Origin of the sequence: Massiliimicrobium timonense (assembly GCF_002160865.1) — a bacterium.
Taxonomy (GTDB): Bacteria; Bacillota_I; Bacilli_A; order Erysipelotrichales; family Coprobacillaceae; genus Allocoprobacillus.
Window position 1 is genome coordinate 23,948 of the sequence record NZ_NFLJ01000021.1, and the last position, 26,054, is coordinate 50,001.

The 26,054-nt window shown below is 30.4% G+C and carries 22 protein-coding genes; all 22 read left to right on the forward strand.

Going from position 1 to position 26,054, the window contains the following annotated elements; all coding sequences use genetic code 11:
- Window position 1 precedes the first annotated feature (1 nt).
- A complete protein-coding gene (locus B5E75_RS08145; RefSeq protein WP_087358253.1) occupies window positions 2-3,760 on the forward strand; it encodes a phosphoribosylformylglycinamidine synthase in 3,759 nt (1,252 codons plus the stop codon).
- A complete protein-coding gene (purB, locus tag B5E75_RS08150; RefSeq protein ID WP_087358254.1) occupies window positions 3,761-5,137 on the forward strand; it encodes an adenylosuccinate lyase in 1,377 nt (458 codons plus the stop codon).
- A gap of 202 nt (window positions 5,138-5,339) precedes the next feature.
- Entirely contained in the window at window positions 5,340-5,708 is a 369-nt protein-coding gene (locus B5E75_RS08155; RefSeq protein ID WP_087358255.1) for a hypothetical protein, read from the forward strand.
- 107 nt (window positions 5,709-5,815) lie between these two features.
- On the forward strand, window positions 5,816-7,513 hold the full coding sequence (locus B5E75_RS08160; protein WP_087358256.1) for a Na/Pi cotransporter family protein: 1,698 nt from the start codon (window positions 5,816-5,818) through the stop codon (window positions 7,511-7,513).
- Window positions 7,514-7,655: 142 nt separating this feature from the next.
- The gene (locus B5E75_RS08165) at window positions 7,656-8,030 is read left to right on the forward strand and encodes a RidA family protein (protein WP_087358257.1); all 375 of its coding nucleotides are present in this window, start codon (window positions 7,656-7,658) and stop codon (window positions 8,028-8,030) included.
- A complete protein-coding gene (locus B5E75_RS08170; RefSeq protein ID WP_087358258.1) occupies window positions 8,017-8,364 on the forward strand; it encodes a hypothetical protein in 348 nt (115 codons plus the stop codon). The genes B5E75_RS08165 and B5E75_RS08170 overlap by 14 nt, the downstream gene beginning before the upstream one ends.
- 147 nt (window positions 8,365-8,511) lie before the next feature.
- Entirely contained in the window at window positions 8,512-10,905 is a 2,394-nt protein-coding gene (locus tag B5E75_RS08175; RefSeq protein WP_087358259.1) for a GGDEF/HDGYP domain-containing response regulator, read from the forward strand.
- Complete coding sequence (locus tag B5E75_RS08180) at window positions 10,902-11,249, forward strand: Hpt domain-containing protein (protein ID WP_087358260.1); 348 nt, start codon at window positions 10,902-10,904, stop codon at window positions 11,247-11,249. The genes B5E75_RS08175 and B5E75_RS08180 overlap by 4 nt, the downstream gene beginning before the upstream one ends.
- A 14-nt stretch (window positions 11,250-11,263) precedes the next feature.
- Window positions 11,264-13,765 carry a hybrid sensor histidine kinase/response regulator gene (locus B5E75_RS08185; protein WP_087358261.1) on the forward strand — a complete coding sequence of 834 codons (2,502 nt, stop codon included), beginning with the start codon at window positions 11,264-11,266 and terminating at the stop codon, window positions 13,763-13,765.
- A gap of 189 nt (window positions 13,766-13,954) precedes the next feature.
- The gene (locus tag B5E75_RS08190) at window positions 13,955-14,602 is read left to right on the forward strand and encodes a hypothetical protein (RefSeq protein ID WP_087358262.1); all 648 of its coding nucleotides are present in this window, start codon (window positions 13,955-13,957) and stop codon (window positions 14,600-14,602) included.
- A gap of 18 nt (window positions 14,603-14,620) precedes the next feature.
- Window positions 14,621-15,337 carry a sortase B protein-sorting domain-containing protein gene (locus B5E75_RS08195; protein ID WP_087358263.1) on the forward strand — a complete coding sequence of 239 codons (717 nt, stop codon included), beginning with the start codon at window positions 14,621-14,623 and terminating at the stop codon, window positions 15,335-15,337.
- Window positions 15,324-16,211, forward strand: coding sequence for a MucBP domain-containing protein (locus B5E75_RS08200; RefSeq protein WP_087358264.1), 888 nt, complete (start codon window positions 15,324-15,326; stop codon window positions 16,209-16,211). Before B5E75_RS08195 ends, B5E75_RS08200 begins: the two co-directional genes overlap by 14 nt.
- A 123-nt stretch (window positions 16,212-16,334) precedes the next feature.
- Complete coding sequence (locus B5E75_RS08205; protein ID WP_087358265.1) at window positions 16,335-19,205, forward strand: VWA domain-containing protein; 2,871 nt, start codon at window positions 16,335-16,337, stop codon at window positions 19,203-19,205.
- A gap of 16 nt (window positions 19,206-19,221) precedes the next feature.
- Complete coding sequence (locus tag B5E75_RS08210) at window positions 19,222-19,815, forward strand: hypothetical protein (RefSeq protein WP_087358266.1); 594 nt, start codon at window positions 19,222-19,224, stop codon at window positions 19,813-19,815.
- Window positions 19,816-19,876: 61 nt separating this feature from the next.
- Entirely contained in the window at window positions 19,877-20,362 is a 486-nt protein-coding gene (locus B5E75_RS08215) for a signal peptidase I (RefSeq protein WP_087358267.1), read from the forward strand.
- 86 nt (window positions 20,363-20,448) lie between these two features.
- Window positions 20,449-21,195, forward strand: a complete 747-nt coding sequence (locus tag B5E75_RS08220) for a SipW-dependent-type signal peptide-containing protein (protein WP_087358268.1) — start codon at window positions 20,449-20,451, stop codon at window positions 21,193-21,195.
- Window positions 21,196-21,333: 138 nt separating this feature from the next.
- Entirely contained in the window at window positions 21,334-22,365 is a 1,032-nt protein-coding gene (locus tag B5E75_RS08225; RefSeq protein WP_087358269.1) for a DUF5780 domain-containing protein, read from the forward strand.
- 39 nt (window positions 22,366-22,404) lie between these two features.
- Window positions 22,405-22,899: a signal peptidase I gene (locus B5E75_RS08230; RefSeq protein WP_162607653.1), complete on the forward strand. Its 495-nt coding sequence runs from the start codon at window positions 22,405-22,407 to the stop codon at window positions 22,897-22,899.
- 89 nt (window positions 22,900-22,988) lie between these two features.
- On the forward strand, window positions 22,989-23,615 hold the full coding sequence (locus B5E75_RS08235) for a TasA family protein (RefSeq protein WP_162607654.1): 627 nt from the start codon (window positions 22,989-22,991) through the stop codon (window positions 23,613-23,615).
- Window positions 23,616-23,701: 86 nt separating this feature from the next.
- Window positions 23,702-24,529, forward strand: a complete 828-nt coding sequence (locus B5E75_RS08240; RefSeq protein ID WP_087358272.1) for a hypothetical protein — start codon at window positions 23,702-23,704, stop codon at window positions 24,527-24,529.
- 184 nt (window positions 24,530-24,713) lie between these two features.
- Complete coding sequence (locus B5E75_RS08245) at window positions 24,714-25,652, forward strand: hypothetical protein (protein ID WP_087358273.1); 939 nt, start codon at window positions 24,714-24,716, stop codon at window positions 25,650-25,652.
- 1 nt (window position 25,653) lies between these two features.
- The coding region (locus B5E75_RS08250) for a hypothetical protein (protein WP_143746949.1) at window positions 25,654-26,054 on the forward strand (401 nt) is incomplete at its 3' end.

The following is a 26,054-nucleotide window of genomic DNA, read 5'->3' on the forward strand; positions in this document are numbered from 1 at the left end:
GATGAGTAAAGTCTATCGTGTATATGTTGAAAAGAAAAAAGCTTATGGGGTGGAAGCTAATGAGCTATTAAATAATATTCAAACCCAATTAAAGATGTCAAATGTGACAGCTGCCAGTGTTGTTAATCGTTATGATTTACAAGGTGTGAGTGAAGATGTCTTGAAACAGGGAATTCCAACGATTTTAAGTGAACCAATGGTTGATGATGTTTATTTAGAAGATTATCCTGTTGATAGTGATGCAAAAGTATTTGCGATTGAATTTCTACCTGGTCAATATGATCAAAGAGCAGATGCCTGTGAACAATGTTTCCAAGTTTTAACAGGTGAGAAAAATGTGAAAGTCAAATGTGCAAAACTTATTGTTTTACAAGGAAACCTCACTGATCAGGATATTGAACGTATTCAAAAGTATTTAATTAATCCAGTGGATCAACGTCTAGCTTCATTGGATAAACCAGAACATTTGAATGATGAAGATGTGCATATTGATCCTGTACCTGTTATTGATGGATTTATAGATATGAGTGATGATGAGTTAAAGGCATTCATTCAAGATAATGGAATGGCGATGAATGAGGATGATTTGAAAGTTACTCAAGATTATTTTAAGAATGAAGAAAAACGTAATCCTACAGAAACAGAATTAAAAGTATTGGATACTTATTGGTCTGATCATTGTCGACATACAACGTTTGCGACTATTATTACAGATTTAGATATTGAAAATGGAGCTTTTAAAGAAATTTTAGAAAAAGATGTTGAAAATTATAAAACATCACGTCATCTAGTATATGGTGTCAATACTAATCGACCATTGACTTTAATGGATTTAGCAACCATTTCAATGAAAGAGTTAAGAAAAACAGGTTATTTAGATGATATGGAAGTATCAAAAGAAATCAATGCCTGTTCCGTAGAATTAACTGTTCATACCAGTGATGGTGATGAAGACTGGTTATTGATGTTTAAAAATGAAACACATAACCATCCTACAGAAATTGAACCATTTGGAGGAGCAGCGACTTGTTTAGGTGGAGCGATTCGTGATCCACTTTCAGGACGTGCCTATGTTTATCAGTCTATGCGTATTACAGGTGCTGGTGATCCAAGACAACCATTGGATGAAACCATGAAAGGAAAACTGCCTCAACGTAAAATTTGTCAGGAAGCAGCTCATGGATTTTCAAGTTATGGAAATCAGATCGGTTTAACAACAGGTTTTGTTCATGAAGTCTATGATGATGGATTCCTTGCAAAACGTATGGAACTTGGCGCTGTGGTAGCCGCCGCTCCAAAAGATCAGGTCAAACGTTTAGAACCATTAAAAGGACATATTGTTTTATTGATTGGTGGACGTACTGGTCGTGATGGTATTGGTGGAGCAACTGGTTCATCAAAATCTCATGAATTAAAAACAACAACGACAGCTGGAGCAGAAGTTCAAAAAGGAAATCCTGTTGAAGAAAGAAAAATTCAAAGATTATTTAGAAATCCAGAAGTTTCAAAACGTATCGTACGTTGTAATGACTTTGGTGCTGGTGGTGTCTGTGTCGCTGTCGGAGAACTGGCTGATGGACTAGATATCAATTTAGATGCTGTTTTGAAAAAATATGAAGGTTTAACAGGAACAGAATTAGCCATTTCAGAATCACAGGAACGTATGGCGATTGTCATTGATCCAAGTGATGAAGCTTTTATTAAAGCAGCCTGTGATCAAGAAAATCTGGAAGTTGTCAAAGTCGCAACAGTGACAGATCAAAATCGTTTAGTCATGACATATATGAATCAGACAGTTGTTGATTTAAGTCGTGATTTCTTAGATAAAAATGGAGCTTCACGTTATCAGAAAGTCCATGTTGATTTACCAGACTTTGTACATACACCATTTATGGTCAAACCACAACAATCTTTTGTGGAAACATCAAAAGAAGTGTTAAGTCGTTTATCTGTATGTAGTCAAAAAGGTTTGATTGAAAGATTTGATTCATCAATTGGAAATGGAACTGTTTTATCACCATTTGGTGGAAAAACTTTAAGAACAGAAACAGAAGGTATGGCAGCCTTGATTCCTGTTTTAAATAAGGAAACAACAACATGTTCATTAATGAGTTATGGATATAATCCATTGATTTCTAAATGGTCACCATATCATGGAGCTGTTTATGCGATTGTGGAATCAATTGCGAAAATTGTCGCAATGGGTGGAGATTATCATACAATTCGTTTCTCTTTCCAGGAATACTTTGAAAAATTACTTGATATTCCAGCAAAATGGGGAAAACCATTTGCTGCATTATTGGGTGCTTATCGTGTACAATCTGAAATGAAATTACCTTCAATTGGGGGAAAAGATTCTATGTCTGGTTCATTTGAAGATATTCATGTCCCACCAACACTTGTATCCTTTGCGATTACAGGTAGCGAAGTAGAAGATGTGATGACACCAGAAATAAAAGCTTCAGGACATACATTAGTCGAAGTGATGTTACCAAAAGATCAATATCATATTTATGATTTTGATGTTTTAAAAGCACAATATGATGGTATCATGCAATTGATGAAAGAGAAAAAAGTATATAGTGCCTATACAGTGAAAGATGGTGGTGTCATTGAAGCTGTTTATAAAATGGCATTTGGAAATGCTGTAGGGGTTCAATTTGATAATGATTTAGAATTAGATTCATTGATTCAAAAAGATTATGGACATATTATCTTAGAAGTTGAAAATGATGAAGTCGTGACATTACCACATACAAGAATCATTGGACATACAATAAAAGATTCTGTTATGATATATCATGATGAAACTTTATCATTAGATGAAGCTTATCAAGTCTATGAATCTGTTTTAGATGATGTTTATCCAACAACAGAAAAAGCACCAACAAGTGATATGATTGTGAAAGATTGTCATCAAAGAAGTGAATTAAAAGCCAAACAAACATATGATGAAGTCAAAGTTGTGATTCCTGTTTTTCCAGGTACAAACTGTGAATATGATTCAAAACGTGCTTTTGAACGTGCTGGAGCGACTGTTCAGCTTGTCTTAATGCGTAATAAGACAGCCAAAGAAATGAAAGATTCTGTAGATGAATTAGAAGCAGCTATCAGACAATCACAAATCATGATGTTGCCGGGTGGATTTAGTGCCGGGGATGAACCAGAAGGTTCTGGTAAGTTTATTGCAACGGTATTAAGAAGTCCACAGTTAAAAGAAGCGATTGATGATTTATTAGATCATCGTGATGGTTTGATGATTGGTATCTGCAATGGATTCCAAGCTTTAATTAAACTAGGATTATTGCCTTATGGTCATATTAAAGATATGGATGAAAATGATCCAACATTAACATTTAATACAATTGGTCGTCACTTATCTCAAATGGTAGATACAAGAATTGCTTCTGTGAAATCACCATGGCTTGCAGGTGTAAACGTTGGTGATATTCATACGGTTCCTATTTCTCATGGGGAAGGTCGCTTTGTGGCACCAAAAGCAGTGATTGAAGAACTCTTTGAAAATGGACAAGTCTTTAGTCAATATGTTGATTCTCATCATCAACCAACAATGGTTTCACCATATAATCCTAATGGTTCTATGATGGCTATTGAAGGTATTATTTCACGTGATGGACGTGTTTTAGGTAAGATGGCACATAGTGAACGTCAAGGAGAAAATAGAAATAAGAATATTTATGGTGAAATGGATCAGAAATTATTTGAAGCTGGTGTAAATTATTTTAAAGGTGGTAAATAAATGGAAAGACAAGTTTTTGAAAGTATGACACTTTGTCCAATAGATGGACGTTATGCAGGGATTAAAGATGCTTTGGCTCCTTATTTTAGTGAATATGCTTTAGTCAAATATCGTGTATTTGTTGAAATTCAATGGTTGAAATTTTTAATTGAAAATATTGATAATGACATCTTAAAGAGATTTGATCAATCAAAGATGAATCAAATTGAAGCCATTGCCAATGATTTTGATGAAGCAGCTTTTGCGAAGATTAAAGAGATTGAAGCCACAACACGTCATGATGTCAAAGCTGTAGAATATTATATTGGTAATACTTTAAAAGAGATGGGATATGATTATTTAATCAGCTTTGTGCATATTGGATGTACTTCAGAAGATATTAACAATACATCTTATGCCTGTATGATCAAACATGGTTTAAAAGATGTCTGGTTAAAAAAAGCGAATGAAGTTGTAGATGCAATGAATAAATGGGCAAGTGAACATAGTGATGATGCTATGCTTGCGCATACACATGGTCAACCTGCCACACCAACAACAATTGGTAAGGAATTTAAAGTTTATGCTTATCGTTTTGCTTCTAGTATTGAAAACGTTGAAAATATTCAAATCAAAGCCAAATTCAATGGTGCAACAGGAAATTATAGTGCGATTTTAACAGCTTTCCCTAATATAGATTGGCCTTCTATGGCTAAAAGATTTGTTGAAGAATATTTAGGTTTAACTTTCAATCCATTCACAACACAAATTGAAAGTCATGATTATACATGTCATATTTTAGATGGTATTCGTCATTTTAATAATGTGTTAATGGATTTAGATGTGGATATGTGGTTATATATTTCTATGGAATACTTTAAACAGATTCCGGTTCAAGGAGAAGTTGGAAGTAGTACAATGCCTCATAAAGTCAATCCAATTCGTTTTGAAAATAGTGAGGCGAATGCGGATATGTCTAATCATATTTGTGTTGCATTGTCTAACAAATTACCTAAATCTCGTATGCAAAGAGATTTATCTGATTCTTCAAGTCAAAGAAATTTAGGATTAGCCTTTGGTTATTCTTTACAGGCTATGAATGAAACATTAAATGGACTTGCAAAATGTGTTGTTAATAAAGAAAAATTAGCAGCTGATCTCAATGAAAAATGGGAAGTTTTAGCTGAACCTATTCAAACAATGTTAAGAAAATATGGTGTTCCTGATGCTTATGATACTTTAAAAGCTCTAACAAGAGGAAAGAGTATTTCTAAGGAAGATATTTTGAAATTTGCGGAAAGTTTAGATGTTTTATCTGATGAAGATCGTGAAACTTTAGTGAATATGACACCTGCTTCTTATATTGGAAAAGCAAGTGAATTGGCAAAAATGAAATAGTTTAACAAGGGTAATGAATTGATTTTCATTATCCTTTTTAGAACTTGTCTATGAAATTTGTATAAGATGCCAAATACGGAAGTCATATTTATTTTATGAGATTTAAAATCAATAATTGTATTTATTTGTTTTTGAATATTGAAATAAAAAGGTTGTCTAATGTGTACAGTAGAGTACAATAAAAGATAAGGAGATGGTTAAGATGTATCGTATTTATCATACAGGGTTACCTAAAGAACAGTTAAAGAAGATTAAAAATAGAGAATACACACATGATGAGATTGAATATTTATATCAATGGATTTATCGTCATTATCAGGCAAAGCAAAGAGCATGGATCATAGCTATAATCATGGTGGGTGTGATTTTGATTGTTGTGGGATTACTGGGGTTATTAAAAGTGGATGAAAAGATCATGCTTATCTATTTAGGAGCGATGCTGGTAACGACTCTTATGTGTGTTTTGATCTGTATTTATGTGAAAATCAATATGGTGAATAAGGATATCAAACAATTTCAAAAGGCTTTGAGTGTTGGTTATCCAGAGCTTTATGAGAGAATCATTTCATAATTTCATTGTCAAAAAATGTATATAAAATGTTAAGATTATGTTAAGAATGTTTACATTAAGTTAGGAATATGTTAAGTTTTTATTGTGTATAAACGAGGAGGGACATGATGGAACTGACAAACATATTCTCTTTACTTGGGGGGTTAGCGCTATTCCTTTATGGGATGACAATGATGTCAAATGGTTTAGAGCTGGCTGCCGGGAATAAGATGAAGTCAATTTTGGAAAAATTGACAACAAATCGTTTTTTAGGAGTTGGAGTAGGAGCTTTAATTACAGCGATTATTCAATCATCTTCAGCAACAACAGTCATGGTTGTAGGATTTGTGAATGCAGGATTGATGCAATTAACAAATGCTGTATGGGTGATTATGGGAGCTAATATTGGAACAACCATTACAGGGCAGCTGATTGCCTTAGATATTACAGCATTAGCACCGATTATTGCTTTTGTTGGGGTTGTTTTGATAGCATTCTTTAAAAGCAAGAAACTTGATGCTTTTGGAGAAATCATTGCTGGTTTAGGTATTTTATTTATGGGGATGGAAATGATGTCTACAGCAATGATTCCATTAAGAGAATCAACAGAATTTGCTAATATTGTCGCAAACTTCCAGAATCCATTGATTGGTATTCTTGTGGGGGCAGTCTTTACAGCAATCATTCAATCATCTTCAGCATCAGTTGGTATTTTACAGGCTTTAGCGATGAGTGGCGTTGTCACACTCCCATCAGCAATCTATGTTTTATTTGGACAAAATATTGGAACATGTATCACGGCTGTATTGGCATCTATTGGAACAAATAGAAATGCCAAACGTACAACAATCATTCATTTATCATTTAATATCATTGGAACAATTATCTTTGTGATTATTAGTATGTTGACACCATTTGCATCGTTTATGGCATCATTGACACCTACCAATCCAGCAGCTCAAATTGCCAATGTACATACTTTATTCAATATTGTGACAACAATTATCTTGTTGCCAATTGGAACAAAATTAGTAGATTTATCATTTATTATCTTACCAGAGAAACCAGAACTGGAAGGAAAGATGCAGTTGAAATATCTGGATTTTGGTATCTTTACAAATGATTATCATATTGGGACAAGTGCAATAGCGAATACACAATTATTCAATGAAACACAAAACATGTTGGATGTAGCAATTGATAATGTCAGAAAATCATTTGAACTTTTGATAGATTTCAATGAAGATAAATATGAAAAGTTACAGAAAAATGAGGAATATATTAATTTTCTTAATAAGAATATTGTAGAATTTACAACCAGTGCGATTTCAACAGAATTTCCAATAGAAGGGTCACAGACAATAGGATTATTCTTAAAAATATCAGCAGATATTGAAAGAATTGGAGATCATGCGATGAACATTGCTCAAAGAGCAGAAAGATTATATAAGGAAAATAATCATTTCTCACATGAAGCGATGGATGAAATTGGAATTATGAGTAGTTTGTGTGTGAATATACTTGATGAGTTAAAGATTATGAACTATGATGAGTTCAGTGGAATTGTAGATAAGGTTGATGTGATAGAAGAAAATATAGATAAGACACATCATCAGTTTTCAGTAAATCAGTTAAGCCGATTAAAGGATAAAAGATGTACAACAGAGAATAGTGTTGTGTATACAAAGATTTTAACAGACTTTGAAAGAATAGGGGATCATGGATTAAATATAGCCAAAGGTTTCTATAAGGCCAGAGAAGCCATGAAAGCAATGAAAATGGTAAAACCAGAAATGATTGAAGAAGTCAATAGTGAAAATGCTTAAGAACTTTATGTAAGAACATAGAGTTCTTTTTTTGATAATACTGAAAATGTATATGGGCATCACAACAATATTTGATATAAACAGTAGTTTATAAAATAAAAGTTTGGTATAATATTTTAATAAAAATAAGGAGGTTGTGATAATGAAAAAAGTTGTAGAAACAAAAAAAGCACCGGGTGCTATTGGACCATATAGTCAAGGAATTGATATTGGTAATCTCATTTTCTTTTCTGGACAAATTCCTTTGAATCCAGAAACAGGTGAAATGCCAGAAGGAATTGAAGCACAGACAAAACAAGCTTTAGAAAATGTCAAAGGACTGTTAGAAAGTCAAGGGTTAGATTTTTCTCATGTTGTGAAAACAACTGTCTTTTTAGACAATATGGATGATTTTAATACTGTCAATAGCATCTATGCTCAATATTTTGTAGAGCCATATCCTGCCAGAAGTGCTGTTGAAGTAGGACGTTTACCTAAAGGTGCACTTATAGAAGTAGAGATTATTGCTTGTAAATAAGATGGTGATCTTAGTAGAAAGATTCCAGCATTATATACGTGTTTATTATGATGATGGACATACTGAGGTCTTGTTTGAAGATATTCAAAGCTATCTTCAACAAAAAAGAATTAAAAAGGGATACAAGAATGCTATTGTATTACATGAAAACTGGTTATATCCAACAATGAATCAGAAGGATTTTTCTTGTCATTGGGTGAATTTAAAATATTTACATCATCAAAATAAGTATTGTCAGAATTTACTTCATGATAAGAGTTTATATCATAAAGCCAGAATCATGTATATAAAACAAATCCAAAAAGAAATAAATATCGATTGTATTAAAGAATGAAAGAAAACTTTCATTCTTTTTTGGCGTTATAAGATTCATTTTGTTTGACGACAATAGAAAGTGTCGATATGATAGGAAATGAAAGACTTTATAAAGGTCTAAAATTCATATATAATGAAAGAAATAAAATGAAATGAGTGGACAGATATGAAAGATAAAATATTAATTGTTGATGATTCTCAAATGAATAGAGAATTTTTAAAAGAAATTTTATGTCATGATTATGATATTATTCTTGCAGAAAATGGAGTTGAAGCCATTTCTTTGATGAAAAATCATCTTTCATCATTATCTTTAATATTACTGGATTTAATAATGCCAGAAATGGATGGTTTTGAAGTCTTAACTTATATGAATAAGTATCAATGGATACATGATATACCTGTAATGATTATTTCATCAGAAAATTCTGGAAAATATATTGGACGTGTTTATGATTTAGGGGCAAGTGATTTTATCAGTCGACCTTTTAATGTGAATATTGTTCAAAAACGTGTATCTAATATTATATCTCTTTATTCTAAACAACGTCGTTTAAAAGATATTGTGACTGAACAGGTTTATGAAAAAGAAAGTCGTAGTAATCTCATGATTTCTGTATTAAGTCATATTGTTGAATTTAGAAATGGAGAAAGTGGATTACATATCATTCATATCAATATGATTACAGAAAAATTATTGTATGCTTTGTTAAGAAAAGATCCTACATGTTCATTGACATCACAAGATATTTCATTGATCACAATGGCATCTTCACTACATGATATTGGTAAGATATCTATTTCAGATAAGATTTTAAATAAACCAGGACGTTTAACACCGGAAGAATTTACAATTATGAAAACACATGCATCTATTGGTGGTGATATTATTCGAGGTTTACAATGGGATCAAAATGATCCATTACTTAAAGTGGCTTATGAAATATGTCGTTGGCACCATGAAAGATGGGATGGCAGGGGTTATCCTGATGGATTAAAGGGAGATGAGATTCCTTTATCAGCACAAGTTGTTTCTCTTGCTGATGTTTATGATGCTTTAACAAGTGACAGATGTTATAAGAAGGCTATTCCTCATAAAAAAGCAATACAGATGATTATGAATGGGGAATGTGGTCAATTTCAACCTATGTTATTAGAATGTTTGCTTGATATTGAAGATGAACTTCTAGATATTTCACTTGCATCTGATGAAATGATGGGAATGCCAAAAACATGGCAGACACAAAAAGTTGTTCAGGAATTAGGACAATATGATGATTTGACTGTGACCAGACAAGTTTTAGATCAGTTGGATATTGAAAAAATCAAATCTCAGTTTTTCTTTGATAAACAGGAACAATTAGCATTTATTTATAATGAAACACTAGACATTATGTATTTATCACATAATGCCGCTAAACGCTTAGAACTTCCGGAAACGATAATGAGTCCAATGGAAAGAGATGATCAAGATCGTTTAAAAATAAGATTAACAAAATTAAGTCATAAAGCAAAAGAAACATCTATAGAAAATCCATTTTTTGAATATGAATTTGTTTTTGATATAGATGGAAAAGCTTCTTTGTGTCATTTCCAATGTTGCGCTATCTGGTTAGGTGTTAAAGATTCACGCTTTATAGGTTTTATGGGATTTTTAGATAAGGAACAATTATTTGAGGATGAACATCCTCAAGAAATCTCTTGTTTTAAGAAAGTCCAATTTCAAACATTATTACGTGAACTTGATAAGATTTTTGATAAGATCATTCTTATTGATGTCCTACTAGGAAAATCTGTGAAGATCACATCATCTATCATTGACCATATGTCGTTTTTACAACATGATACTTTGTGGAAACACCATGATATGTCAGTCGAAAGTGCTTGTGTACAGGCTTTTAGACATCGTTCTAAAATTGTTCATTTTGATTATCAGCCTCAGCGTATTTATTATGCAATCAGTCAATATGTAGAAGTAGAAGGACAGGGATATGTTCTAGAATATAAATTAAAAATGCATGATGATATTTTTAAAAATGATAAACAGTACCAAAATATGTTGAAAACATTGAATTATATGCAGGAAAGTATGTATTTAGATGGATTGACAGAAGTTTATAATCGTCGTTATTTGGAAGATGAAATGTTTCAAAAAGAAGATATAACGGCTTTAGCTATGGTTGATTTGGATCGTTTTAAAGAAGTGAATGATCAGTTTGGACATTTGGCAGGAGATAAAGTATTACAAAAAGTGGCACATATTTTAAAGAGAAATGTACGTGATAAGGATGAGGTGATTCGTTATGGTGGAGATGAATTTATTATTTTATTCCATCAAATGCCAGAAAGTATTCTTAATGAAAGATTGAATGATATTCGTCATGAAGTAGAAAGTCTTGGTATTCAGGATTATCCTCATTTAAAAGTCACATGTACAATAGGATGTGCCTGTGGCACATATCAACAATCATTATTAAAACAGGCGGATAAGATGATGTATCAGGCGAAAATTCATCGTAACAGTGTTAAAATTCATTATGGAAAGGAAGAAAAATCATGACAATTCAAACATTTTATGAAGTTATTGGAGAAGATTATGAAGATGTTTTCAATCGTTTTATGATGGAAAGTCTGGTTGTGAAATTTGTGAAGAAGTTTATTGAAGATCCAACCTTTGATATGTTAGAGCAGTCATTGGAAAATCATGATGTTCAAGAAGCTATAAGAGCCAGTCATACTTTCAAGGGAATCTGTGATAATATGGGTTTTGTGAAATTAAAAAACCAAAGTGAAAAGATAACAGAATTATTAAAAGCAGGTGCTTTTCAAGAAGTTAAAAAGCTTTTACCAGCTTTCAAACAGGAATATCAATGGATTATTGAAAATGCTCAAAAATTGTTATAAAAGAGGTGGGAGTTTTGCGTAAAAATCAATCAACTCTATCGATTATCATGAGTTCTTTAACATTATTGATTGTAATAGCCATTATAACAATTTCAGTTTTTCTGGTGAGAAATAAGTTATTAAAAAATGCTCAAGATATGGGAATGGCACTTGTCCAAAGTTATGCTATGGAAGAAGAAACAACGATTACGATGTTTAAAGATTTTTTAGATATGGGATCACAATATGTTAATGAATTGAGTGAAAAGAAAAATAGTGAACAAACAATTCAATTGTGGATGAAAGATTATTTTAGTAAATTGACACATATTTTGGGAGAAAAGATTGTTGATCCTTATGCGGTTATTGATGACAAAATCATTGCTCAAAATGCATGGGCAGATGATCAGACTTATCGTTATCAAGATACGAGATGGTATCAACAGACTCTTGAAAATCCGGGCCAAATTATGTTTACAGATGCTTATCAAGATGTCATTACAAATGAAACGATTATTACAGCAAGTATTGCTTTAGAAAATGAAGGTGATGTTCTGGCAATGGATATCTACCCTTCTAAAATTGTTGCTGATCAAAAGAAGATTCAAAGTGCTTATCAAAATAGTTTCTTTTATATGAGTGATTCTAAAGGACAACTGATTTATGCTTTAACACCTTATGAAATGGAGCAATCACAATTACAGGAGTATAATCATGATTTATTTACCAGCATTCAAAAAGGAGAATATGCACATTATGATGATTATTATGTCAATCAAGAAGGAAAGCAGATAGGTGTTTATTATTATCAGATGGATAATGGCTGGATAGCCATTATGACCATTCCTTTTCAAGATTTATTAATGGATGAAAGCAATTTCCTTATTTATATTTTAGTGGTGACAGGAATCATTTTTATTATCATTTTATTCATTATGATTATTAAAAATGTAAGACAATTAAGAAAGATTCGTCGTTTTGATCAAATCATTCAAATCTTATCAGAATCCTATTATGCTATGTATCGTATCCATATCCATAATGGAACATATGAAGTGATTAAAACATCACCAGCATATCAGCTTGATTTGCCTAAAACAGGACCTTATCAACAATTATTAAAAACCGTTCGGACTGTTGTAGAACAAGGAGCTTTTCAAGAGTTTTCAATGTGTTTTTCTTTAGAAAGTATTCGAGGACGTGTACAAGAAGGAATCAGTGATTATGGTGGGGATTTTAAAAGACGTTTTGAAGATGATTATCGTTGGGTGAATGTCAGAACATTATATAATCAAAAAATATCAAGGGATGAAGTGATTCTTTGTTTTAAGGATGTGGATGTGGAAAAACGTCAAGAATTAGGACATATGCTTTTATTACAAAGAACATTGGAAACAAATAAAAAGAATATTGAAGCCAAAACAGCTTTCTTTAATCATATGAGTCATGATATGAGAACACCTCTAAATGCCATTATTGGTTTTTCTAAATTGGCTTTAAAACATCTTGATGAATCAGATAAGATCAAAGATTATTTAAAGAAAATCAGTTATTCTGGAAATCAATTATTAGCATTGATCAATGATATATTAGAATTATCAAAGATGGAAGCAGGACAAAGACATTTAGATTATAAGACTTTTGATATAGAAAAAGCGATTCATGAAACATGGGGATTGTTTGAAGAACGTATGATTGAAGAAAAGAAAGTATTTCAATTACATATAGATATACAAAATACAGTGGTTATAGGTGATGAATTTAAGATTCATCAGATATTAAATAATTTATTATCGAATGCTGTAAAATATAGTGAAAGTGGTGATCAAATTACTTTAGATGTAAAAGAGATGATTTATCAAAATCATCATAAAATACAGTTTGTTGTTGAAGATACGGGAATAGGTATGTCACAACCATTTTTGGAACATCTTTTTGAACCTTATGCCAGAGAAACACATTTTAGTGTGAAATCAACAATAGGAACAGGGTTAGGAATGCCAATTGTCAAAAGTCTGGTGGAACAGATGAGTGGTGAAATCACTGTAGAAAGCGAACTAGGGAAAGGAACAAAGTTTACAGTGATGATTCCTTTTGAGATTGTTCAAAAACAAGAGGGCATTCCAGTTTCTAAAAGTGATGTATCCCTTCTTAAAGGGAAACGTGTTTTGCTGGTAGAAGATAATGATTTAAATATGGAGATTGCCAGTGAGATGTTGAAAATGAATGATATGGAAGTCATCACTGCCAAAAATGGGCAAGAAGCTCTCCATGTGTTTGAAACATCACCACTCTTTTCCATTGATATGATTTTAATGGATATGCAGATGCCTGTGATGGATGGCTGTCAGGCAACAGAAATGATTCGTCAGCTAGATCGTCCCGATGCAAAAACTGTCATGATTATTGCTTTAACGGCTAATGCTTTTTCAGAGGATGTTTCTAAAGCTTTAAGAGTAGGGATGAATGCGCATGTATCAAAACCTATTCGTATGAAAGTCTTAAATCAGGTGATGAGTGATTTATTATCGAAGTAAATAATATTGATGAATTATATATTTTATTAAAAAAGGATGTCTTAATGGCATTCTTTTTTAAGTAATAGATTTTTTGTAAAAATTATTGAAAAGATATTTCTATGTGACTTATGTGTGACAATCAAAGTTTATACTAGAGATAGAATAGTTTAATCTATGTTTAAATTGAAAGATAGGAGCTTGATAGAAATGAAAAAAGATAGAATAGTGAAATTATGCGTGGCGGTTATTTTTGTTTCCGTTTTAGTTGTTGGTGGGTCTATTGCATTTTTTAGAGCTGAAACAAATGCAACAAGTCCAATGAGCTCTACAAATTTAGGAATTGAATTGATGGAGGGAAAAACAGAAGAAGGAACACAGATATTAAGTGATGGAACAGTTGTTTTAGATAATGTGAGTCCGGGAGCGACTATTGATAAACAATTGTATGTAGAAAATGTCAAAGAGAGTCCTTCTTATATTAGAGTGACACTTACAAAATACTGGGAAGATGCTGATGGTGTAAAGCTACCAGAAAAAGCGGCTGAACAGATTATTGTAGATCCTTTGGATGAAACAAATTGGATTGTTCAAAGAGATGAGGCTAATGATGAAGTCATCTATATGTATTATAAAGCACCTATTGAAACTGGTGAAGTGACAACGAATTTCTTGAATCAAGTGAAGATTGCTCAAAGTGGTGCTGATTTAGATAACAGCTATACAAACTTAAAAGCTAAGGTTGATGTAGAAGTTGATGCAATTCAACAATATGCAGCTCAAGATGCAATTTTAGCTGAATGGGGATTAGAAGTGGCATTTGATCAAAATGGAATGATCACTCAAGTTGAGGAATAGAAGGGAGAGTAGAAAAAGATGAAGAAATTATCTGCATTATTAGTCATGTTTTCTTTGTTTATTCCGACTATTAATTCAGTTCATGCAGCTGGAAATTCAGTGATTACATTTGATGGAGAAGCTGAAAAATTCATTAATACAAATAATGAAGGAGAAGTTTTTAATCTTGAAGGAATGTATCCTGGTGAAACAAGAACAGAAACATTGACATTGGTAAATAATGATTATAGAGAAATGAATTTCTATATGAATTCTAAAATATTAGATGAATTTGGAAATGAAACATCTACTGGAAATATGGCTTATGATTTTAATTTTAAAATCAATGGTGAAGATTTATTTGATGGTTTAGTAGGTGGAGAAAATAATGTTGGTGAAGGAATGATGGAAGATAACATCCTTATAGCAACATTAGCTAAAGGAGAAAGTGCAACATTACAGATGAGTGTAACAGCTGATGGAGATACAATGGATAACACTTATCAAAATGCTACTGGTTTAGTTCAATATACATTTAGTGTTGAATATGATGATGAAGCGGCTGCACAAACACCTCAAAGAGTTGTGAATACTGTTGTACAGACTGTAACAAATAGAATTGAAAAAGCTGTCAAAACAGGAGATCCTGCAACACTTGGATTATTTGGTGTTTTATTAGGTGGTAGTGTTGTTGGTATTGTTTATTTAGTAGCAACAAGAAAGAAAAAGGAGGAAGATCAAAATGAGATTCACTAAGATATTTTCTAAAATCATCTTGAGTCTAACTCTGATGTTTGCATTTTGTTTACCTTGTTTGAATAATGTAAAAGCTGCAACTTCATATGATGTCATTTTTAGAGCTGGAGCACATGGTTCATTCAATGGTGAATCAAAATATGTTGTTGAAAAAGAATATGGAACAGCTTTTCCAGATGATCCATATTATGAAAATGAATTAGCTGTTGATGATGGTTATATCTTTACAGGATGGAATGAAGAGATGCCAGAAACAGTGACAGGAAAAACTGTATTAGTTGCAAAATATACACCTTTAGTAGATGGTGTAGAATATAAAATCAGATACGTTGATCAAAATGATGTAGACATTGTGACACCTAGACTTGCAATTGGTAATGTTGGTTCATCAGTAACAGTCACAGCTAAAACAATTAATGACTGGCCAGTTGATCAAAGTACAAAAACTATTCAATTAACAGATGGTACAAATGAAATTAAGTTTGTTTATACAGTACCAGAAGATGAAGTTCAAATAGAATATGTCACAGAATATGTGACAAATACAGTTGATGAAGTAGTGACAGTACCAGCCACTGCAGGAACTGCTACAACAGTAGGAACAGGAACTGGTGTTGGTGGAGCTGCTGGAACAGCTGGAACAACAACTGGTGGAGATCAAGCTGTAGCTGGTGAAACAACTGATATTGAAGACAATGAAACACCACAAGCTGGTGCAGATGGAGAAACAACTATTGAAGATAACGAAACACCTCAAGCTGGAGCAAAAGACTCTGGTTCAAACAATGCAATCTATATTGCAGGTGGAGCAGGAGCTGTTATTCTTATTGCCATAGTTGCTTACCTATTAAGCAAAAGAAAAAAAGCTGAATAAAGATTAGAAATTTAGACATATCTTTTCTATTTGTGACTGTTATGTGACTTATAAGTTATATAATAGTCACATGGAAAGAGATATTATGTATAAATATATAAATAAAAGATAGGAGGATAAACTATGAAAATAGGAAAGTTTAAAAAGATAGCTGCTATTGGTTTGGCTTTGACTATGGCAATTGGACTACTATATACAAGTGGGACAGTTAATGCAGTAGATTCTAAGACTGATAATGGCATAGTACTAAATAAAACAGCTGAATATGACTCTGAAACTGATCAAGTAAAGATTACATTAGAGTCTTATGCTACTGGTAAAGTTGTTAGTGGCGAAAGAACACCATCTGATATTGTTTTACTATTAGATGTTTCTGGAAGTATGGATGAATCTTTTGGAGATCCAACGAAACAATATATTGAAAAAGAGTTTAATAGCCGTGATACGATAGAGGATTTAGAACCATATTGGAGTAATAAAACAAATTATTATTATCAAGTTGGTGGAGAATATTATGAAGTATATATTGAAAGTGAACTAAAAGGTCAATGGCCTAATAGATATACAATATATCAATTGTATTATATGAATGAAAATAATAAAATATATATTTTGGACAATTGGGCTAATGAAGGTACAAGAATAGATTACTTAAACATTACATTGTATGAATATAAAGAAGTACAATCTAAAAAAATAGATGCATTAAAAAATGCTGCAAATACTTTTATTGATGGTATTGCTGAGCAAAATGTTAATATTACTGATTCAAATCTAAAGGATAGAATATCTATAGTTAAATTTGCAGGAGACAGAATAAATTCTTCTGAAGGTAATGATTTTTATAGAGATGGGGGGGATAGCTATAATTATACACAAATAGTAAAAAATCTTACAAATATTTCTGATTCTGAAAATTTAAAAAATGCAGTTAATCAGTTAAAAGCTGCTGGTGCTACTTCTGCTGATTATGGATTGGGACGTGCTCAAGCAGCATTAGAGCCGAAACAAGAAGGAAGAAATCAGGTTGTTATTATGTTCACTGATGGGGAGCCAAATCATTATAGTGATTTTGACCCTGATGTTGCAAAAGATGCTATTGATCAAGCAAAGCGTATGAAAGCTGCTGGTGTTACAATTTACACTGTTGGTGTTTTTAAAAATGCCGATCCAAGTGATATAGACTCTGATTTTAATAAATATATGCATGCTGTATCAAGTAATTTTCTGAATATTACTTATGGTTATTGGCACAATTTTTATGATATGAACTTAGGAGATAGAAATCCTGATGGAAAAGATTATTATTTAACTGCTAAAAATCCTAATGATCTTATTAATGCTTTTGAACAAATTCTTGATGATGTTGGTGAGAGTTCTAGTGATTTAACTGATGATGCAGTTGTAATAGACTATATAGAGGATAGTTTTAATTTACCAGCTGATGCAGAGCAAATCAAGGTATCTACTGTTGATTATATTGAGGGTAATTTTGTTGATAGAAAAGTAGAGTTAAATAATTCAGAAGTTGTTATTGATAGAGAAAATAAAGCTGTAAAAGTTACTGGATTTAATTATAGTGACTATTATGTACTTAAGAATAATCCTGATGATAATCATGTGGGTAAAAAATTAGTTATAGAATTTTATATAACACCAATTGATGGCTTTATAGGTGGTAATAATATTGAAACGAATAAAGATTTATCTGGTATTTATCAAGATTCTTATTCTCGTGAACCTATTGAAGAATTTACTAATCCTAATGTAGATATTCCATTAGAATATGAAATTGAAAATTATGATGCAACTATCTATAGAGGAAATGATTGGGATGATTTTGTTCATTTTATAACAAATGACAGCGATGAGATTGTTTATAAAAATAAACGCCATAATAAAAATGAATCCACTACTTTTGAATTAAATGGAGTTAGAAATGAGTATGTTAATATAACATATACTATAAAAGACTCAAATGATGAAGTTGTAGCAAAATTATCTATTCCAGCTGGTAAAACAATTGATGATTACAAGTTAGCAATTCTTAATAAATTTACAGCAAAGAATTTAAAAGATTGTACAGACTTTGAGGTTAGTGTGAAAGTTGAACCAAGTCATAATAAAGAGAATGGAGTTCAAAGTATTGAAACTACTAGTCAATTAATATCTACTTTACATGTTTTAAAACCAAATATACATGTAAATGATTCAACGATTGATTTTGGAACACAAACAAATTTAAAGGAAAAAAATGTTTCTTACAATTTAAGTGATGAATGGGTTGATGTTAAGAATCATTCAGATATACCTGATGTAGAAGGAGATAAACCAGAGCTTTCTCTTTCAATTGGGAAAGTAGATAGTTCTACGCAAAAATTGGAAAATGATATATATACTCCAATGGAAGCTATAGATGCTAATTTTAAATTAGATGTAACAAAGAATGATGATGATAGTATTTCATATAACGATTGTGTTATAAATGATAATGAACAAACAAATCAATTTATTGTTCATATTAGAACTGCAACTTTAGATATTGCAAAAGTTTTAGATCCAGATGATTATGAGTCTAAAGATGGTGAGCCAATATTTATTTATAAAGTTACAGTTGATAATGAATATTTAGGTGAAAAAGTTTATTATAGATATATACATTTAGGTAAGGATATAGAGAGCAATAATGATTTAAGTGTTTTAAATAATCTTCCAGTTGGTAGTTATAAAGTTGAAGAATTAAATACTTTAAGATTCAAATTCAAAGATGTAGATGTAACGAACGGGTATGTAAGTAATGAAACCAAAACAGATAATGGCATAAGTTTTGAAATTGATTATTTAAAAAATAATAATACTTTTGTAGTACAATTTACTAATACCATAAAATCTAAAGATTATGATTCAGATAATGATATTATTGTAAATACATTTGAAAAAGGTTCAAATGGTGAAGTGATTATGAATCAACGTTTAAATAATAATAATAACTAGAAAGGAGTAGTGGAGTATGAAGAGAATAAATAAAAGATATTATATTATAGGTATTTCATTACTTCTTTGTTTGGCCGTTGGGTTTACTGTGGCTTTTTCAAAAGATATTTCTAATGTTTTAACAAATACTTTTTTGGTAGGTACTGTTGATAGCGAGATTAAGGAAGATAAACCTACGGTTAATGGAGAGATTATTAATAAAAAACCTAGAGTAGTTAATACAGGAAGTACCAACGCATTAGTAAGAGTAAGGGTTATTGTATCACCAAAAGAATTATGGAGTCCAGATAGTGTTCCTTGTGATATAGACATTGATATTGGAGCTGACTGGCAGTATGAATCTGATGAATATTATTACTATAAGGGAATTTTAGAAGTTGGAGAAGAGATATCAGTGTTCACAAAAGTTGAAGGTGTAACTAATGAAGATGGAAAATGGATATTAAGTACTGATAATTTCGAGATTTCTGTTTATCAAGAAACAATAGCTACAACTGCAACAAATAAAGAAAATGGTAATGAAATCAATGCTATTGTTGATGGAGTATATAACCATGAGAAAGCTATGGAAATATGGCATATTTATGATACATTAACATTAGGAGATTAAAATAAAAAGGTTATTATCGTATGATAAGGTAATAACCTTTTCTAATAGAAGGAGTATTTTAATGATTGAAAGAATATGTAAGATATTAATGAATATAATAATTGTTGTTTTAGTTTTAGTAGCGGGAATTTTATTTGTTCCTAGATTGTTTGGATATGAGAATTTTGCAGTTATAAGTGGTAGTATGGAACCTAATATGCCAGTTGGTTCTATAGTTTATTCTCATCCAGAAGATTTTAATAATATTAAAGTTGATGATGTAATTAGTTTTAAGGTGAATTCTGAAACAATGGTTACACATAGAGTTGTTGAGATTAATCAAGATGATCAATCTTTTGTAACAAAGGGTGATGCTAATGATGTTAATGATGCTGAAGCAGTCAATTATTCACAAGTCATAGGGGTTGTTCACTTCTGTATTCCTATATTAGGTTATATTGCTATGTATTTAAGAACCCCTTTAGGTATAGCAGCTATTTTTGGAATAGTTTTTATTATCCTTCTTTTAAATTTTTTACCAGATTTATTAAAAAAGGATGATAAATAGTAAAAAAATTCTGATTTGTGACCGTTGTGTTACCTAATAATAGTAAAATATAGATAGTTAATTTAATAAGAAAGAGGGAAGAAATTATGAAGAAAAACAAAAAAGCGATGATTGCTAGTTTAGTATTAGTTGGAGCTGTTTGTGTCGGATCAACTTTAGCATATTTAAGTGATCAGTCAAATACTTTAACAAATAGCTTTACAGTAGGACAAGGTTATGTTCCTGATGAAGATTTAAAACAAGCTGTATGGGTAGACGAAAAAGATTATGATGGAGAGCAAGATGTTAATGATGATACTTTAGGAGAAGATTTTTATTATGTTGGTGATGAGTTACGTACATTAAAAGGTAATAATTATGGTACAGATACTAATAAACTTGAAGCAGGTTCTGTTGTAGTAAAAGATCCAGTGATTCGTTTAACTGAGGCATCTGTAGATAGCTGGGTATATATGCAAGTTACTTATAAGAAAGGTGAAGTTTATTCTTTCTTGAAAGGTGAAGCTTCTAATAAAGATCTTGCTGAAGTAATTGGTGATAAATGGACGGAAATCTCAAATACTGATGATGGAGAAAATGTGGTTCTAGTAGTACGTTATAATAAACGTTTAAACAGTACTAAAGAAGGCGAAGATTTAATTCATAATACAGAAGCATTATTTGATCATATTCGAATTGATTCTACTTTTGAAGGACAACCAACTATTACACCAATAACAATTAAAGCATGTGCAGTACAGGCTGTATATACTGATAATGGAACAAAAGTATATTTGGAACCAAATGATGCAGAAACTACAAGTCCAAAAGCTGACGCACCAAAATTTGAATAACGTAAAAATATAAATGTAAATAAAAGTGAGATTAAGATTTGCTAATCTCACTTTTTAAAAGCAAAATTTTACGTAAATAACTTTAAGAATAAGTCAATTTGATAATATACTTGATTTATGGATGGGAGAGGAATATTTATGGCAGGCGATTATAATGAGATTATTATAGTTTTAATGATTGATATTGTTTCTTTTTTTGTTGCTTATTTTATTTTTGATAAAATTCGAAACTCAAAAAGTGAGAATGCAAGAAGTGTTGGTGAAATGACAATAAGGGCATTATTGTCGTTTGTAATTGCTTTTTGTACACATGCAATTACTTATCAAGTTCTAAAAAATAATGAAGTACCTAATATTTTAGAAAATCAGTATTATATTTATACTCTAGAGTATATAGAAGAGGGTAATTATGAAAAAGGTATTGTTTCTTTTTTAGATATTCCAGATACTTATCAAAGTGATGAAAAGTATTCAGAATTAAGAAATAATTTAGGAACTAGTATAGTTGATTACACATTTGATAATTTAAAGAATGAAGGTGGACTTGATGAAAAGAAAAAATCTATTGAGGATAGCATTGCTCAATTAGATACAATAAATTATGATTCATATGAAAAATTGAATATCGAATTGGAAAATATAAATAAGCAGATTGAGGAAGAAAATAAAAGAAAAGAAATTGAAGAAGAGAAAGAGAGAATTGAAAATGCAAAAAAGAATCAGCTTGTTTTAATTGATAAAATGAATCCAACAATTTATCGAACTGGGATAATAATTAAATATGGATTATATTTTGAACCATCAGTCATAAATAACAGTGATAAAGATATAAAAGATATTACTTTCCATATATTACATTATGATAGAGAAGGGTATCCAGATAAAAACAATAATAATTCATTAGCTTTGTATTCTTCTGAAGAAAGTATTGAAGATGTTAATATAAGCAGGTATTCATCAAAATTAATAAAATATTCGACTGATGAAAAATTAGATTCTGATATTGAAAGTATGCACTTAGATAAAGATGAGAATAAAATTAAACAATATCAAGTTGACTGTCAGGCTATTGGTTGTGTTAAGTCAGTAACATTTTACGATGGTAGTACATGGAATAATGAGTATTATAAGTATTGGTTAGATAAATATAAAGATCAAAGATTGATATAGTGATTTTATATTGAATAAATGTATGAAAGGTTGGTTATTGTGAAGTTATCAAGAATATTTAATATTTTAGCAAACATAATCATTGCACTTATCGTTGCATTATGTGCAGTGATTATGTTACCAAAAGTATTTGGTTATGAAGTCTATGGGATATTGAGTGGTAGTATGCTACCGAATTATCCTATTGGAAGCATTATATATGTACAACATGAAGAAGCGAATAACATTGGAGTAGGGGATGTTATTACTTTCAATATGGCGGCTGGATCAGATGTTGTCGCAACCCATAGAGTTGTAGAGATTAATAGTGAGGAAGAAACCTTTACTACAAAAGGTGATAATAATGATACTGTTGATTCATCACCAGTATCATTTGAAAGATTGATTGGTAAGGTTGTTTTATGTATACCAATGCTTGGTTATGTTGCTGATTTTATTCAATCTACAAATGGTATTATTGCTGGTGTAGGAGCAATTGTTATGGTGTTTGCATTATGGTTTTTATCTGATTATTTTAAAAAGCATAATAAATAGTAAAATTTATTTGATATGTGACTACTGTGTGACTTAAAAATTGTATGATATATGTGTATTATAAATCACATTTTAAAGGAGGAAAAATAATGAATAAGAAAAAATTAGGAACTGGATTAGTTGCTTTAGCATTAGTTGGAGTTGTTGGAATTGGTGGGTCATTAGCTTGGTTTACTGATACTGAAAGTAGAACAAATATTTTTGGTACTAAGCATATTGATATTACATTAACTGAACCTCTTTATGATGAATTACAAAATAATGATAAAGAATATATGCCAGGAGATACTTTTGAAAAAGATCCTACTATTACTTTATCTGGTGATAGTGCACCAGCATACGTGAGAATTAAAGATGTTGATGTAAAAATTACTAAACAAGATGGAACAACAGAAACTAGAGATTTAGAAAATTTCTTGCCTAAATTTGATAATGAAAATTGGGTTGCATCAGAAGATGGAAATTATTATTATCAAGAAGTATTAAAGGCTGGTGAATCTACTACAGCACTATTTAGTGAAATTACTATTCCATCAAATTTGAACAATGACTATGTTAATGCTGATTTTGAAATAGTCATTGATGCTGAAGCTGTTCAAGCTAATAACTTTGAAAGTTCATTAGTAACTGACGGAGATGGAAATATTAATGGTTGGTTAATTGGTAATGATCAAATTCAAGAATATGTTGATTTAACAACTAATGAAGGAAATTAAAAAAATAGAATTATGGGGTTGTAAAACCCCATTTTTATATTTTATTAGATTGCATTATAAAAATTTTTATATAACGGTGAGCGAAAATGAATGCAGATTATATATTTGAAAAACTGAGTGTATTTGATATTTATTCTATAATCATACCTGGATTTATGATTTTATTAGGTGTATATTCGTTAGTTCCAGATATTATGATTGATTTTATAAGGAATGTTAATAATATATGGATTACAATCATCACTGTAATATGTGTTAGTTATTATATTGGTATTATTTTGTCAAAGATTATTTCATTAATTATGGTATTAAATTTTAATGATGTAATGAAGAAAATTTTTTTCTTATTACTTATTTTATTAATGATTTTGATAAATGTGGGAACTTATTTTTTATGTTGTTTTAATACTATTTTTAATTTTATTCTAGTATTTGATAGTGTCAGTATATTTTTAATTTTTTATTATTCAAAATATAGAAAAAAAGAAGAGGATTTGAAAAGCGATAGATCTACAATTTTGTTAGACATTTGTTATAGGTATTTACAGAAAGCATTTCCAAATTTAAAAAGCATATATGGAGAAGAATTGTCAGAAAATATAGTATATGAAATATTAAATATAATGTATCCACTAATAGAACTTGATCATAAATATCAAACAACAATAAAAAAATATACTACTTTTCTTTCTTTGTATAAAAATATGATTATTGTTTGTTTGTTTTGGAGTAGTATTTTTAGTTATTATTTTATTTTCGGTGAAACGAATGTTAATTATTTGTATTTTATAGGCTTTATATTTAGTTTAAATGGATGTTTCGTTATGATAAAAAGTTATAAATCTTACCAAGGAATAGTGAATAGAATAAGTTTGATTTATTTAATAGACTATATAGAAAATAATAAAAAGTAGAATTAGAATAAATGTCAAAATATGTGACAATTATGTGACCTGATTATTGTATTATAAATATGTAGTTATTTGACAATATTTGTAAATAGTAGATATGGTCAAGTATGCACTTTGACTTATGGGTTGAAGTGCTTTTTTTAAACTAGAATTGTAAGCGATTGCAATAAAAAGGAAGGATATGGTTATGGGGAATTTATTTGGGAAGTTCACTTTATATGACATTATTTCTATGACGATACCTGGTTTTTTAGTGATGCTAGGTGTTTGTTTAGTTATTCCGGGTACAGTTCATCAATTCGTGGTAAGTGTTGATAATTCATGGTTTATATTTGTGATAGGGATAAGTGTAAGTTATTCTGTGGGTTGGATTATATCGGAGATTTCTAAATGTATTATAAAGGTGAATTTAAAGTGTAAAAAAGTATTATGTGTAAATTGGGGTATTGTTATTTTAGTTGATTTTGGTATGTTTTATGCTTTGAGTCAAATGAATTTTCGTTCTTATTCTTGTTTTATTAAAATGATATTGGTTGGAATCATTGTTTTGAATTTCATTTTATTCATTATAAGTTGTTGTTATTGGAAGTGCTTGAAAGATAAAGAAAAAAATCAAAAGAAAAAGGATGAATATGATAAAGAATATAGTATTTTAATGGAAAAATGCTATGGATATTTAAAAGAGGAATATCCTGGTTTTGATAAACAAATGGAAGGTGAAACTGATATTGTAAAAAAGGTTGAAGTGATGGCTGAATCAGCTGATTTATTAATTCAAACTGATGATAAATATCATAGATTACATAATTATAGTTCTTCAAAGTCTTTTTCTAAAAATATGGGGACTGTTTGTTTATTTTGGATAGGTATTCTATTATATCAATTGTTTTATAATTCGAAGGATATTTGTTTTGCTGTTGTTTATACTTTAGGTATTCTTTTTTTGTTATTTGGTTTTATTGCAATGCAGAGAAGATATAAAAGATTTAAAAAGAAAATGGAAGTTTTAATTGTAACGTATTATTTAGATTTCTTAGAAAATAAGAAGAATAAAGATTCAAATTACAATACAAATCAATTTGATTTAAACTTAAATATCAATAATCATGATGGGAGGAAATCATAAAATGGATTATCATAAACATAATAGTGCTCATTTAGGAGCAAGAAAACTTGAAATTGAGAATGTTAAGTTAATGTTACCTTATATTGAAAATATTAGGGATTATATTGATAGTTTTAGAAATAGTGCCAAAAATTCCTATATGAATCATCAACATTTAAAAGAGTTATATTATGAAAAGTATGACAATTTTATTTCTATTTTAGGAGATAGGGGTTTAGGTAAAACTTCTATTATGTTGACAATTATTGATGAAATAAAGAGTAGACATTATTTTTGTGATAAGGGAGAAGCTCAAGATCAAGTTATTGATTTGATTGCTCCATTACTTGTTCCAGATGATATGAGTGATAATAGTGATATTTTAGGTTGGATTATTGTGACATTGGAGAATATGTTTTATCG

What these genes read in the sequence shown, in the direction of transcription:
- B5E75_RS08145 (WP_087358253.1), top strand. Translation starts at nt 2, where the DNA reads ATGAGTAAAGTCTATCGTGTATATGTTGAAAAGAAAAAAGCTTATGGG.
- purB (WP_087358254.1), top strand. Translation starts at nt 3,761, where the DNA reads ATGGAAAGACAAGTTTTTGAAAGTATGACACTTTGTCCAATAGATGGA.
- B5E75_RS08155 (WP_087358255.1), top strand. Translation starts at nt 5,340, where the DNA reads ATGTATCGTATTTATCATACAGGGTTACCTAAAGAACAGTTAAAGAAG.
- B5E75_RS08160 (WP_087358256.1), top strand. Translation starts at nt 5,816, where the DNA reads ATGGAACTGACAAACATATTCTCTTTACTTGGGGGGTTAGCGCTATTC.
- B5E75_RS08165 (WP_087358257.1), top strand. Translation starts at nt 7,656, where the DNA reads ATGAAAAAAGTTGTAGAAACAAAAAAAGCACCGGGTGCTATTGGACCA.
- B5E75_RS08175 (WP_087358259.1), top strand. Translation starts at nt 8,512, where the DNA reads ATGAAAGATAAAATATTAATTGTTGATGATTCTCAAATGAATAGAGAA.
- B5E75_RS08180 (WP_087358260.1), top strand. Translation starts at nt 10,902, where the DNA reads ATGACAATTCAAACATTTTATGAAGTTATTGGAGAAGATTATGAAGAT.
- B5E75_RS08190 (WP_087358262.1), top strand. Translation starts at nt 13,955, where the DNA reads ATGAAAAAAGATAGAATAGTGAAATTATGCGTGGCGGTTATTTTTGTT.
- B5E75_RS08195 (WP_087358263.1), top strand. Translation starts at nt 14,621, where the DNA reads ATGAAGAAATTATCTGCATTATTAGTCATGTTTTCTTTGTTTATTCCG.
- B5E75_RS08200 (WP_087358264.1), top strand. Translation starts at nt 15,324, where the DNA reads ATGAGATTCACTAAGATATTTTCTAAAATCATCTTGAGTCTAACTCTG.
- B5E75_RS08205 (WP_087358265.1), top strand. Translation starts at nt 16,335, where the DNA reads ATGAAAATAGGAAAGTTTAAAAAGATAGCTGCTATTGGTTTGGCTTTG.
- B5E75_RS08210 (WP_087358266.1), top strand. Translation starts at nt 19,222, where the DNA reads ATGAAGAGAATAAATAAAAGATATTATATTATAGGTATTTCATTACTT.
- B5E75_RS08215 (WP_087358267.1), top strand. Translation starts at nt 19,877, where the DNA reads ATGATTGAAAGAATATGTAAGATATTAATGAATATAATAATTGTTGTT.
- B5E75_RS08220 (WP_087358268.1), top strand. Translation starts at nt 20,449, where the DNA reads ATGAAGAAAAACAAAAAAGCGATGATTGCTAGTTTAGTATTAGTTGGA.
- B5E75_RS08225 (WP_087358269.1), top strand. Translation starts at nt 21,334, where the DNA reads ATGGCAGGCGATTATAATGAGATTATTATAGTTTTAATGATTGATATT.
- B5E75_RS08235 (WP_162607654.1), top strand. Translation starts at nt 22,989, where the DNA reads ATGAATAAGAAAAAATTAGGAACTGGATTAGTTGCTTTAGCATTAGTT.
- B5E75_RS08240 (WP_087358272.1), top strand. Translation starts at nt 23,702, where the DNA reads ATGAATGCAGATTATATATTTGAAAAACTGAGTGTATTTGATATTTAT.
- B5E75_RS08245 (WP_087358273.1), top strand. Translation starts at nt 24,714, where the DNA reads ATGGGGAATTTATTTGGGAAGTTCACTTTATATGACATTATTTCTATG.